The organism is Providencia sp. PROV150 (assembly GCF_028481025.1).
In the GTDB taxonomy this organism is placed as follows: domain Bacteria; phylum Pseudomonadota; class Gammaproteobacteria; order Enterobacterales; family Enterobacteriaceae; genus Providencia; species Providencia hangzhouensis.
The window spans coordinates 87,243-100,141 of the sequence record NZ_JAMPPJ010000001.1 but is presented as its reverse complement, the minus strand read 5'-3'; the positions used below and the strand labels follow the sequence as shown (position 1 = coordinate 100,141).

General features: G+C 41.5%; 14 protein-coding genes. 3 read left to right on the top strand and 11 right to left on the bottom strand.

Going from position 1 to position 12,899, the window contains the following annotated elements:
* The first annotated feature begins 239 nt into the window (after positions 1-239).
* From PSE83_RS00475 to PSE83_RS00465, 3 genes are read left to right on the top strand one after another with little or no spacing between them, the layout of a single operon-like run.
* Positions 240-467, top strand: coding sequence for a type II toxin-antitoxin system CcdA family antitoxin (locus PSE83_RS00475; RefSeq protein ID WP_004255691.1), 228 nt, complete (start codon positions 240-242; stop codon positions 465-467).
* Positions 467-775, top strand: a complete 309-nt coding sequence (locus PSE83_RS00470; protein WP_004255694.1) for a CcdB family protein — start codon at positions 467-469, stop codon at positions 773-775. Before PSE83_RS00475 ends, PSE83_RS00470 begins: the two co-directional genes overlap by 1 nt.
* Before the next feature lie 15 nt (positions 776-790).
* The gene (locus PSE83_RS00465; protein WP_272660583.1) at positions 791-1,348 is read left to right on the top strand and encodes a hypothetical protein; all 558 of its coding nucleotides are present in this window, start codon (positions 791-793) and stop codon (positions 1,346-1,348) included.
* A 42-nt stretch (positions 1,349-1,390) separates the two neighbouring features.
* Here PSE83_RS00465 and PSE83_RS00460 read toward each other — a convergent pair whose 3' ends face one another.
* The 11 genes from PSE83_RS00460 to motA form a co-directional block, all read right to left on the bottom strand.
* Positions 1,391-1,708, bottom strand: a complete 318-nt coding sequence (locus PSE83_RS00460; protein WP_004255698.1) for a helix-turn-helix transcriptional regulator — start codon at positions 1,706-1,708, stop codon at positions 1,391-1,393.
* An 86-nt stretch (positions 1,709-1,794) separates the two neighbouring features.
* A complete protein-coding gene (locus PSE83_RS00455) occupies positions 1,795-2,433 on the bottom strand; it encodes a protein phosphatase CheZ (protein WP_004255702.1) in 639 nt (212 codons plus the stop codon).
* Positions 2,434-2,457: 24 nt separating this feature from the next.
* Positions 2,458-2,850, bottom strand: a complete 393-nt coding sequence (cheY, locus tag PSE83_RS00450; RefSeq protein WP_004255705.1) for a chemotaxis response regulator CheY — start codon at positions 2,848-2,850, stop codon at positions 2,458-2,460.
* Positions 2,851-2,891: 41 nt separating this feature from the next.
* A complete protein-coding gene (locus PSE83_RS00445; protein WP_094961164.1) occupies positions 2,892-3,959 on the bottom strand; it encodes a protein-glutamate methylesterase/protein-glutamine glutaminase in 1,068 nt (355 codons plus the stop codon).
* Positions 3,959-4,795 (bottom strand): chemotaxis protein-glutamate O-methyltransferase, encoded by an 837-nt coding sequence (locus PSE83_RS00440; protein ID WP_004255713.1) that lies wholly within the window; start codon positions 4,793-4,795, stop codon positions 3,959-3,961. The genes PSE83_RS00445 and PSE83_RS00440 overlap by 1 nt, the downstream gene beginning before the upstream one ends.
* 133 nt (positions 4,796-4,928) lie before the next feature.
* Positions 4,929-6,497, bottom strand: coding sequence for a methyl-accepting chemotaxis protein (locus PSE83_RS00435; RefSeq protein ID WP_004255718.1), 1,569 nt, complete (start codon positions 6,495-6,497; stop codon positions 4,929-4,931).
* 116 nt (positions 6,498-6,613) lie between these two features.
* Positions 6,614-8,299 (bottom strand): methyl-accepting chemotaxis protein, encoded by a 1,686-nt coding sequence (locus tag PSE83_RS00430; protein ID WP_004255721.1) that lies wholly within the window; start codon positions 8,297-8,299, stop codon positions 6,614-6,616.
* 104 nt (positions 8,300-8,403) lie between these two features.
* Positions 8,404-8,901, bottom strand: coding sequence for a chemotaxis protein CheW (gene cheW / locus PSE83_RS00425; protein ID WP_004909833.1), 498 nt, complete (start codon positions 8,899-8,901; stop codon positions 8,404-8,406).
* Positions 8,902-8,917: 16 nt separating this feature from the next.
* Positions 8,918-10,975 (bottom strand): chemotaxis protein CheA, encoded by a 2,058-nt coding sequence (cheA, locus tag PSE83_RS00420; RefSeq protein ID WP_036957856.1) that lies wholly within the window; start codon positions 10,973-10,975, stop codon positions 8,918-8,920.
* Positions 10,976-11,078: 103 nt separating this feature from the next.
* Positions 11,079-11,996: a flagellar motor protein MotB gene (gene motB / locus PSE83_RS00415; RefSeq protein ID WP_004255726.1), complete on the bottom strand. Its 918-nt coding sequence runs from the start codon at positions 11,994-11,996 to the stop codon at positions 11,079-11,081.
* 7 nt (positions 11,997-12,003) lie between these two features.
* Positions 12,004-12,891 (bottom strand): flagellar motor stator protein MotA, encoded by an 888-nt coding sequence (gene motA / locus PSE83_RS00410; protein WP_036957858.1) that lies wholly within the window; start codon positions 12,889-12,891, stop codon positions 12,004-12,006.
* Positions 12,892-12,899: the final 8 nt, after the last annotated feature.

Genomic DNA, 12,899 nt, shown 5'->3' with positions numbered 1-12,899 from the left:
TACGAGTTATCGCTATAGCATGACAGAGTGTAAAAAAATCAATGGTGGAAAATAGACGCAGTTCAAGGGGGTTATTTGGCTATTGAGCAATAAGGCGGCAATTTTGCGAAGGGTTTCGCAAATAATCGCAATAAATTAAAGATACTCTGATAATGGCAATATTTGTTGATAAAATCCCTATCGTGATCGATGAGCTGTGCTAAATTACACGTGTCATAACACGTGTATAAGGGGCATCTATGAACAGAACAAAAAAAACCGTCAGTGTCACTGTCGCGCCTGAACTCTACGAACAAGCAAGGCGGGCTAAACTTAACTTATCAGCAATACTGGCTTGTGCCTTACAAGCTGAATTAAAACGCCTCGAAGCGCAAAAATGGAAAAATGACAATGTCGAAGGCTTTAATGAGTTAAACAGGATAAATGAAGAATATGGATTACTCTCAGATAAATACAAGGATTTTTAATGCAATATTGCCTCTATCAAAACCGAGAAGATACGGTCAAATACCCATATTTACTGGATATTCAAAGTAACATTATTGATATATTGAATACTCGTTTAGTCATCCCGTTATTCGATAGCAGGCTAGTTAAAAAGCCATTACCTGTACGCTTAAATCCACAATTATCAATCAACGGGCAGGTTTTTATTTTAATGACTCACCAAATGGCTTGCGTCCCTCATTCATTATTAGGGAAAGAAATCGTTGACTTAAGTAGCCAGCGAGACACCATTAAACACGCAATTGACTTACTGATTGATGGCTTTTAACAATGAAGGGTTATTATGGATACTTGCCACCTTGTTGCCCCAGATATCACTTTAGAATATGCCCCAAAAGAAGCCTTACGTATGCTTAATTGGCTAAAACATCAAGGTATTATCGACCCTGACTTTCAAAGTATCGAGTATGGTGAAGTGATTTATCGTCCTACCCCCACTCACAAAGAACCCATTTTGTACGTGATTAATGATGAAATCGTCCCAACTCAACTTCCTGAAGATACGCTAAAAAACTACCTGTCTATCGTGACAGAACGAACAGTTTTTCATGCAGGGGGAAATGGCCTTGGTATTTATTGCCCACAATGTAATCAGGAACAAAGTGAGCATAGCCATGCATGGAGTGATACTGTTACGGATTGGTATGAAGGAAAACCAGAAAATCTCGCTTGTTTTTATTGCGATTTTCATGGCTCACTTAATGAATGGCAGTTTGACCCTCAATGGGCATTCGGCAATTTAGGTTTTAGTTTTCATAATTGGGATATACGCGATAATTTTATCGAGGAATTTGAGCAAATACTTGGTAGTAAAATCATTGCTGTTTATCAACATGATTAGCAATTAAATTGTTCAGCTGAATACTTATAGGCTCTATATAATTCAAGGTTTAGAGGAAAAATCCAAGGTAATCCGCATCCCCACCGCTTCTGCATATTTTAATAATGTGCCTAATTTTGGGTCGAACTGCGCTTTTTCCAAACGGGACACGTTCTGCTTCTGAGTTTGCATTTTTTCCGCAATTTGAATTTGGGTTAAATTATTGGCTAAACGTGCTTTTTTGAGTTGATTGATTAACGCCTGTCTCATCTGTAATTCAGTAGAGCACTCATTAATATCTCCATCATTTTCTTGAACTATTTCTTTTGGTTCTTTTTTTTCTTTAATCACAAAAGTAGAAATTAAATCGTTATTTATCATTGCAATCCTCTCCTTGTAACGCAAATACAATAAAACTACCCTAACCCTATGTAATTAGAGTAGTTGAATTAAAAACTTGTCGGCGATTAGAAGCCCAGCTCATCAAGCAAATCATCAACTTGAGACTGTGATGCCATCACATTCACGCCTTCTTTATTGATTTGTGGGCCATTGAGCAAACTTTCGTTTTGCGTTTTCGCACGCATTTCAGGTGGTGTATTTTCCATTAACAGTGCGAGCAGTTGTTTTTCAGCTTCTTCAACCACTTCCATCATTTTTTTGATGACTTGCCCTGTTAAATCTTGGAAATCTTGCGCCATCATGATTTCCAACAGCTCTGCTTTGGTAGTTTCGCTGTCTTGGATCACTTGCCCTAAAAAGGCTTCTGTTGACTCACGCAATTGTGCAGGAACCGTATCTCCAGTTGTTTCTTGCCACTGCTGTTGCAGCCCCTGTGCATTTTTATTCATTTCCACTTGCAGTGGTTTGATGACATCAATACCATTTAAGGTTTTTTCTGCCGCTTGCGCCGTCATTTGGGCGATATAACGCAGCCTATCTTTTCCGTCTGGAATACTCGCCACTGCCTGTTGAACGCTTTTTTCTAGCCCCAATTCGCGCATACTTTCACGCAGCGTTCTCATTAGCGTACCAATGCGCGTAATGACTTGTTTTAAATCATCATTACCATTGCGAATACCTTCCATACCCACTTGCTCAGTCATGAAAATCTCCTTTGGCACGCACTGTTATTGCAGCCCCATTTTTTCAAATACTTTATTCAGTTTTTCTTCTAAGATAGCGGCAGTGAACGGCTTAACGACATAACCACTCGCACCCGCTTGTGCAGCGGCAATAATATTTTCTTTTTTCGCTTCTGCTGTCACCATGAGTACTGGGATATGCTTCAAGGCATCATCACCACGAATGGTTTTAAGCAACTCAAGGCCATCCATGTTTGGCATATTCCAATCAGCAACAACAAAATCGATGCTGCCTGTACGGATTTTTTCTAAAGCATCAACACCGTCTTCTGCTTCTTCTATTTTGTTAAATCCGAGCTCTTTTAATAAGTTACGGACGATACGTCGCATTGTAGAAAAATCATCGACAACCAAAAAACTGAGATCTTTAGCGGCCATAACCACTCCTTCAAAATACAATTGTGAATTCCTGTCACGGTTTAAACCGTGACAGAAGAAAGTCTTGCTAAAACACTTGGGGCAATCTTGAGAATATCTTGCACCTCATCCGCAGCCCCCAATTCAATCGCCGCGCGAGGCATTCCAAACACCACGCAACTACTTTCGTTTTGTGCGTAAGTGATAGCCCCTTGCTTACGTAAATTTAATAGCCCTTTCGCGCCATCCATCCCCATCCCTGTCAATAAAATGCCAATACATTTTCGCCCAACACATTGAGCGACTGAATCAAACAACACATCAACAGAAGGACGATGCCGGTTAACAGGTTCGCTTTGCTGCAAAATAACTTGAAATCCCTTGCCTTTATCCGCAATCAACATGTGCGAATCGCCTGGTGCAATATATGCATGGCCTTTTTGTAATAGTTCGTTGTGTTCAGCTTCTTTTACGGTCAATACACAGAGCTTATTTAAGCGATCAGCAAAAGAACGCGTAAAACCCGCTGGCATATGTTGAGTGATCACTACCGGAGGGCATTCATGAGGTAACATTTCCAGAAATTGCCGTATTGCCTCCGTTCCTCCGGTCGATGCGCCAACCGCAATCACACGGCTATTGCAAACATAGGGAGAGAGTGCTTTCGCTTGAGAAACTGGCTCATTAACCTTTTTGTCAGGGCGGGCAAAGCGGCTGCGCTGAGTAATTTTAGACATGGCTGCTGCGCGAATTTTCTCACCAATAATATCGCGATAACTCATCATGGTTTCGCGGATACCAATTTGTGGTTTCGTGACAAAATCCACAGCACCTAATTCCAGCGCTTTTAACGTCACTTCCGAACCTTTCGACGTTAATGTTGAAACCATTACCACAGGCATTGGATGCAAGCGCATTAGTTTTTCTAAGAAATCAATACCATCCATTCGCGGCATTTCCACGTCTAACGTGATCACGTCCGGTTCATGTTGTTTGATTAAGTCACGTGCAACATAAGGGTCTGGTGCAGTATCAACCACAATCATGTCTTCGTGACTATTAATAATTTCGCGCATTAATTGGCGCATCAGTGCTGAGTCATCCACACATAGCACTTTAATCTTTTTCATTACCCCCTCCTCGCCGCTTGCAAGCTGTAGACGGTTTGCCCTTTAATAACGAAACTTTGTGATAACTGCGATAAATTTTCGGAATGCCCGATAAAAAGTAATCCGTCTGGCTTAAGCAATGGAACAAAGCGCTCTAACATTTTAATTTGCATTTCTTTATCGAAATAAATCATGACATTACGACAAAAAATAGCATCAAACCGATGTTGCATCTGCCAGTCATGGTCACTCAAGTTTAAGTAACGAAATTCAATCATTTGGCGCAATGCAGGTTTGACTCGTGCATAACCGTCAAATTCACCAACCCCTTTCATGAAATAACGTTGTCGCTGTAATGCCGTTAATGATTTCAGCTCTTCTACGCGGTACACGCCTTGTTTCGCTTTTTCTAGCACTTCCGTGTCAATGTCACTGGCAATCACTTTGGCATTGATGGCATTCGGCCCAAGTACATCACTTAATGTCATTGCTATCGAATACGGCTCTTCTCCCGTTGAAGATGCGGCACACCAAATATTAATGGCGCTATTTTTACGCGTACGAACAAAGTCCGCTAACGTCACAAAATGGTGTGGTTCACGAAAAAACGCAGTTAAATTTGTCGTCAAAGCATTCACGAAAGCTTGCCATTCTGCATGGTGAGGCTCACGCTCTAACATCCGCAAATAATCGGAAAAATTGTCGATATTACAATCACGTAACCGCTTTAATAGCCGGTTATAGACCATATTTTTTTTATTCATGGTGAGGACAATGCCTGATTTTTTATGAATAAATCGACAAACCCGACCAAACTCATCATCAGTCAGTGGTTCTACCTGTGGTACAAAAAGCATCGTACTTGTCGTCCTATTCAATAAAAACCCAGAGGCAGCCAGTTATTTGGCTGCCTTTTAGGATGGATAACCTAAGAAAAAATAACCTGTTACAATTATCCACCGAAAATTCAGAAACGAATTTTCACAACACTTAACGCCGATTACGGTTTAAATGACTTTCGGGTAATTCAAAGAATGCAACCGTATCAACTAAGTTGTTTGCTTGGTCTTCTAACGCCGCCGTCGCACTGGTCGATTGTTCCACTAATGCCGCATTTTGTTGTGTCACTAAATCCATTTGGCTTACCGCTGTGGCGACTTGCTCAATACCACGGCTTTGTTCATTGGAAGCAGAAGCAATATTACCCATTAATTCAGTAACTTGGTTAACAGCTGCAACTAACTCACTCATAGTTTCGCCCGCTTCATTAACGAGCTGAGAACCTTGGCTCACTCTGCCGACAGACTCATCAATCAAGGTTTTAATTTCTTTTGCTGCTTCCGCACTGCGCTGAGCTAGCGCTCTAACTTCACCAGCAACCACAGAAAATCCGCGCCCCTGTTCACCTGCTCGAGCGGCTTCAACGGCAGCATTCAATGCTAAGATATTGGTTTGAAAAGCAATCCCATCAATTACACTAATAATGGCACTGATTTTTTGTGAGCTATTAGAAATGGAAGTCATGGTGTCAATCACGTCTTCGGTGATCTCTCCACCTTTCGTTGCAGTTTTCGATGCACTAACAGCAAGTTCACTGGCTTGACGTGCGTTATCCGCATTTTGCTTAACGGTTGCTGTCAACTCTTCCATACTAGCCGCAGTTTCTTCGAGTGATGCCGCTTGCTGCTCAGTGCGTGAAGATAAATTATTATTACCTAACGCGATTTCACGAATACCGGTATACATTTGGTCAGTGTTTGAACGCAAGGCGGTCACTGAAGTCACTAAAGACTCCTGCATATCCTTTAGTTTGCCAAATACCTCACCGATTTCATCACGGGTCGTCACTTCAATTTTCTGATTGAGTTTACCATCAGCCACTAATGCAAAGTGCTCTCCCATACTCTTCAGTGGGTTAATTACTTTACGTTTCATCCAATAATGAGCAAATGCAATAACCGCGATGATAATGACGATCACTGAGCAAAATGAGCTCCAAGCGAAGGTGTTATACATTCTTGCTGCCGCAAGAGATTCGTCGCTTTCAGCATTCAGTAATTCAAGGTATTCCTCAACAACTTGCTCCAACTGATCCTGGTTTTCTTGAGCAGGAAGTTCAATATAGGCTGCAATATCGTTATTATCTAAATGTGTTTTTAATGCTTTGAGTGTTAAGACAAATGCTTGATACCGAGCCTCTAAAGCCGCAAGATTTTCTTTCTCACTTAAAAGAGGCTGGTTTTTAAACATAGTGTAGTCTTTCTCAGCTTCTGCGAGTAATTTGTCAAAAGTCACTCTTGTTTCTTCAATCAATGGTTCATTACCACCGACTTTATGCAGCAATGCAATTTGAGTTAGGCTATTGCGTGCTTGCATTAGGTGCTTATTGGTTTCTTCAAGCATCGAACGCTTATCAGACCCCAAATCAATGCGCTCTAAGGATTTTAATTCGCTTACAACAATCCCAACAGAAACCCCGCTAGACACAATCTGCATCCCACAAAATAAAATGAGAAGAAGATATAAACTCACCGAAATCCGGATATTTTTACCAAACATAGAAATCCCCACTTGTGCCAGCTAAGAGAACTGAACCTCTGAAACATTGCCTTGTTTTCTAATGCGCAGAAACGCTGCAAAACCGTAGCTTTGCAGCGCGAAACTGAGCTTAACCCTTAGAAAGTTTCCCAATTGTCATCATCTTTATGTTCTTTCGATGATAGTTTTGTCAGATCCGGCGTTTTAACGATATTTGAAACCGTTCTTGCTGCCGGCTGAATATTGCGTATTTCACTTTGTTTTAATGGTGGTAAACGGAAGATAGAAATCAGTTGCGACAGTTTTGCCACTTGCTCTTCCAATACATTGGCTGCAACCGCGGATTGCTCAACCAGCGACGCATTTTGCTGCGTAACTTTGTCCATTTCAGCGACAGCAATACTGACTTGTGCAATTCCTTTGCTTTGCTCGTCTGATGCGGTCGCAATATGCGTCATAATGTCAGTAACACGTGTAACAGATTCAACAATCTTGGTCATTGTTTCGCCTGCATCTTCAGCTTGGCGAGCGCCTGTCCCAGTTCTTGACACCGAATCTTCAATTAACGTTTTAATCTCTTTAGCGGCATCAGCGCTGCGCTGTGCCAAATTACGCACTTCATCAGCAACAACGGCAAAACCGCGACCATGCTCACCTGCCCTTGCCGCTTCAACTGCCGCATTAAGCGCTAAGATGTTAGTTTGAAAAGCGATGCTATCGATAACTGCAGTAATATCAGAGATTTTCTGTGAGCTATCCGCAATATTCAGCATGGTGCTAACGACATTGGATACCACTTTGCCGCCTTCTTTTGCTATCACTGACGCTTGGTTTGCAAATTCACTCGCTTGGTGAGCGTATTCGGTATTTTGTTTAACAGTGGCAGTCAGTTCACTCATACTGGCTGAAGTTTCTTCTAAGCAAGCGACTTGTTGCTCAGTTCGTGCTGACAAGTCATTGTTACCTGCTGCAATTTCGGTTGTACCTTGGTAAATAGTTTCGCTACCATCTAGCACACCTCGAACCGTATTAATCAGCTCTTGTTGCATGTGTTGAACACCATTGGCCAATTCACCAATTTCATTCTTGGCAATTGTTGTCACATTCGGTGTTAAATCCCCTGAAGCAAAGACTTTAATACGTTCAATTAAGAGACCGAGTGGCTCGATAATACCTTTACGAACATAGCGATAACTGAAGAAACCAATCAAAGCGAGTAAGATAGATAACGTCACCAACATGTATAATGATTGGCGATAGTTATTATCTGCATTGACGACTTCGGCCTGGAAATCAGCAGATATATCCGCAAAATAAGCGTTAAATTGCTCTTCAAATTTCACTTGGTGCCCTGAGGTTCTGTGTGCATAAAAACCTTCAAGGTCACCTTTTTCAGCAAATTCACTTAGCTTAATTAACGCATCACGATAGGTTTCATAGGTGCTAAACAGCTTTTCAAATTTGGCTTTATCATAATCTGAACTTTGCATCAGCTTGTTATAACGTGCGTAAGCGTCATCCGCTGATTTAAAGTTACGTTTAGCGGCTTTAATCAAGTCTTCTGTCGTTGCATCGTCTTGAATTTTACGACCTTCGAGCAAATAGGCATTGATAGAGCGGTTTAAGTTCGCCCGGGCTTGTAACAAATTAACCCAACTTTCTGTTAATACTTGTCTTTGGCGTTGTAAGGAATTCAAATAACTAATGCTGTCGCTGTTATCGCCCAGTTTGGTAAACATCAACCCACTGGATACCAGTTGCAGCAAAATAAAGATAAAAATGACGGACAAAAGTCCCGATACGATTTTAATTCGACTGTACATGACGTTTTACTAACATAATTTTGTTGTATTTTGGATATCGGTCATCCAACCAAAAACTTTAGTTAATGACTTATTATTATTTGAACAATTATTGGGGCTGAGAATTACTCAGCCATGCTGTCAATCAGCGCCATTTCATCGCTTGTTAATAATTTTTCGATATCGACTAAAATCAACATACGGTCATTTAATGTTCCGAGCCCTGTCAGATATTGGGTCGATAATGTCACCGCAAAATCAGGTGGTGGTGCTATTTGTTCTTCATTCAAGACCAGTACATCCGAAACTCCATCGACGACAATACCGACAACGCGATCTTTTAAATTCACCACAATAACGACCGTGTTATCGTTATACACCACGTTTTCATGGGAAAACTTCACCCGTAAATCAATAATTGGAATGATGACTCCACGTAAATTAGTCACACCTTTGATAAAATCAGGGGTATTCGCGATACGAGTCACTTGTTCATAGCCACGAATTTCCTGCACTTTTAAGATTTCAATGCCATACTCTTCTTCACCCAAGGTAAAAATGAGGTAGCCTTCGCCGTTTTTTTCTTCTTCGTGTTTATTTAAATCATCATCTAACATAGACATGGTGTATGGCCTCTATTTAGTGCACGACAGGTTGAGAAACCTGCTGTTTCTTTTTAATCAAAATGCTGTTATTCATTTTTTGCAGCTCAGCCACATCTAAAATCAATGCAACAGAGCCATCGCCCATAATCGTTGCTGCGGAAATACCAGGGATTTTGCGATAATTACTTTCAATGTTTTTCACCACCACTTGCTGTTGCCCGACGAGCTTGTCAACTAACAACGCAAAACGGTGGCCTGCATTTTGAATAATCAGCACAATACTGTTATCTAAATTTCGCTCGGCTTCTTCGATGGAAAATACTTGGTGTAATTCAACAAGTGGCAAATATTCCCCTCGCACAAGCAGCATTTTTTCTTCTCCCGCTAAGCGATAAATATCCTCTTGCCGAGGCTGCAAGGTACTGATAATGGCACTCAATGGAACGATAAAAACATCTTCCGCTACTTTCACAGACATACCATCCAAAATGGCTAAAGTGAGCGGTAATAAAATGCGGATAATGGTACCTTTACCTTCGGTAAAACCGATTTGAATACGGCCGCCCATGTCTTGGATATTTCGTTTCACCACATCCATTCCAACACCGCGTCCCGAAACGTCTGTCACTACCTCTGCGGTTGAAAAACCCGGTGCCATAATCAGCATCGCAACTTCATCATTGCTCATCCCATCATGCACATTCATGCCTTGTGACTTCGCTTTTGCCAAAATACGTTCACGATTTAGCCCTGCGCCGTCATCACGCACTTCAATACAAATGTTGCCACTTTGATGTGCTGCCGCTAAGGTCAGTGTTCCGGCTTCCGGCTTACCATTTGCCACACGAACTTCTGGCTTTTCAATCCCATGGTCGAGGCTATTGCGAACAAGGTGATTTAGTGGATCAACAATGCGCTCAATCAAGCTTTTATCGAGTTCAGTCGAACTTCCTTCTACTTTCAGTTCAATTTTTTTACCTAATTTGGAAGCGATATCGCGTACCATGCGCGGGAAACGGCTAAATACGTAGTCCATTGGCATCATACGAATTGACATGACGGATTCTTGCAAAGCGCGGGAATTACGCTCTAACTGTACGATTGAGCTTAACAAATCACTGTATTCGTTCTGATCGACATGTTGACTATGTTGGGTCAACATTGATTGAATAATCACCAGCTCACCCACTAAGTTAATCAGCTGGTCAACTTTCTCTACAGCCACACGAATGCTGCTCGAATCCCCTTTCGGTTTAGCGATTGCCGTTTTTTTAGCCGTGGTGGGTGCAGCAGGTTTTGCCGAGCTTTGCGGAGTATCTACTTGAGGCTCTGTGACTTCATTCGCTGCAACTTTATCATCATTTAATAACGTTTCTTCCTTTGAAAAAGCGAGGCAATCGGCAAATGAAATTACTTCATGGCTAATTTGCGATTCATCCACCACAAAACATAGCACCCCACTAATATCATCAATATCCGTATTAGTTCCTACCCATGCTTGTAAACTATTTGCTGTTTTTTCAGTATGATATAAATGCCCAAATAAACTGAGCTCATCCGCCAATAAATCAACTTCATTTTCTTTGAGCTGATTTAACGAGATCATAAAGTAGTGTGAATATTCACCTTGCTTCGCGGGTGTGTCTTCAACAACCGCATCTTCAACTTTAGTTTCAGCTATCGCAGTACCTGTCTCAGCGACCTCTTCCGCTCTATTTTCAACCCGGCTAAGCACCTCACAAATACGCTTAAAGGTATCTTCATCCGGTAAAGAGTCATTTTTATAGGCATCTAACTGTGATGCCATGACATCCTTAGCATCAAGAAAAACATCAATTATGTCAGGCGTGAGGGTTAACTCATCATGACGCGCCTTATCTAAAAGGTTTTCCAATGTATGAGTTGTATTCTGCAACTGAGTGAAACCAAAGGTTGCAGCCCCTCCTTTGATTGAGTGGGCACTGCGGAAGATGGCATTTAGCTGCTCGCTATCCGGGTCAAAAGGATCAAGCTCAAGTAAATGTTGTTCCATATCCCTGAGCAACTCATCAGCCTCATCGAAAAATGTTTGATAAAACTCGGTAATATCCATGGTTTTTATCCAATTTCGCTTAAGTTTCACTTAACGCTGACTGCCGGAACCCCCGGCAGACAACTAAACAAGTTATGTAATAAATTCAAATAACAGCAATTCATCACGGTATTTTCACCGCAGCGACAACACCCACAGCCGTTTCTTGCATGGGTTTTTGCGGTTTATTCAGCACATCATTGATCGGCTTGGCGCCATCGTATTCGCGGAGAATTTGTTTGGTTTCTTCATCATTTAACACAATGATACTTATCCGGCGGTTGATCGGGGCAAAACCATCTTCTTTGTCTAAATGAATGGCTGAAGCCATCCCAACCACGCGTAATACTTTATTTTCATCCATTCCACCGCGAATCAATTCACGGCGCGAAGCATTTGCGCGATCTGATGAAAGCTCCCAGTTGCTGTAATTGGCGCCGTTGGCATAAGCGAGATCATCAGTATGACCGGAGATACTAATTCGATTAGGAACATCATTAAGAAGTGGTGCTATTGCACGCAAAATATCGCGCATATACGGTTCAACCGTTGCCGAACCGACTTTAAACATTGGGCGATTTTCACTATCAACAATTTGAATGCGTAGCCCATCATTAATCATATCAATCAATAAATGTGGCTTTAATTCATTCAAACGGGGGTCTTTTAAAATAGCCTGCTCAAGGGACTCTTTTAATTTTTCAAAACGATAATTTGCATTTCCATCAATAATATTATTGGGCTCTGGCATCACATCCCCATCACGGAAAATCGGGTCTTTACCCCCACCAGGAATAGGGTTTGTGGCATCACCACTTTTACTTCCCGGGTTGATAGCTGTACTCAAGGGAGTACGGAAATACTCAGCAATTTGTGTTAATTCTTGAGGACTTGAAATTGAGATCAGCCACATCACTAAAAAAAACGCCATCATCGCCGTCATAAAATCGGCATAAGCAATTTTCCATGAACCGCCGTGTCCGTTTTGATGATGTGAACTGCGCTTTTTAACCCGAATAACATGAGGTGTATTGGCTGCCATTCGTTTGTTACTCCTCAGTTGTTTCTTGTGAGCGAGCACCTACTTTCACTTCTCGAACTTTATCTTCAAGTTCAACAAATGAAGGTCTATCTGCGCTGAATAACACCTTACGGCCAAATTCAACCGCAATTTGAGGAGCATACCCTTGCAATGCAGAGAGGAAAGTCACTTTAATACATTCCATCATTTTCAATTGCTCACTACTGCGCAACCTAATCAGCGCAGCTAAAGGCAAAATAAAGCCATAAGCCACTAAAATACCTAAAAATGTACCAACCATTGCATGAGCAATTAAAGCACCAAGTTCACCTGCGGGACGGTCTGCTGAGCCCAAGGCATTCACGACACCCAAGACGGCCGCAACAATCCCAAATGCAGGCATAGAGTCACCGACCATGTTTAGCCCCGAAGCAGGTACTTCATTTTCTTGACGAAAAGTTTCTAATTCTTCATCCATTAATGCTTCAATTTCATGACTTTGTAAGTTACTACTCACCATCAGACGTAAATAGTCCACAATGAACATCATGGTGGACTCATCTTTTAAAATACGGGGATATTGGGAGAAAATTTCACTTTCACTTGGATTGTCAATATCTTTCTCAAGTGCAAGTAACCCTTGTTGGCGCGATTTATTAAGTAATTGAAATAACAATGCCATTAAATCCATTGACATTGTTTTATTGTAAGAGGAACGACGAAAGAGTTTTGGTAATACTTTGCACAAGGCGACGATGGATTTGCCACTGTTACCAACAACAAAAGCACCTAAACCTGCCCCTAAAATAATGACAAATTCAGCGGGTTGATAAAGCGCACCTAAATGGCCGCCGACCATTATATATCCGCCAATAACCGCAACTGTAACAATGATATACCCGATGAGTATTAACACAATATTCC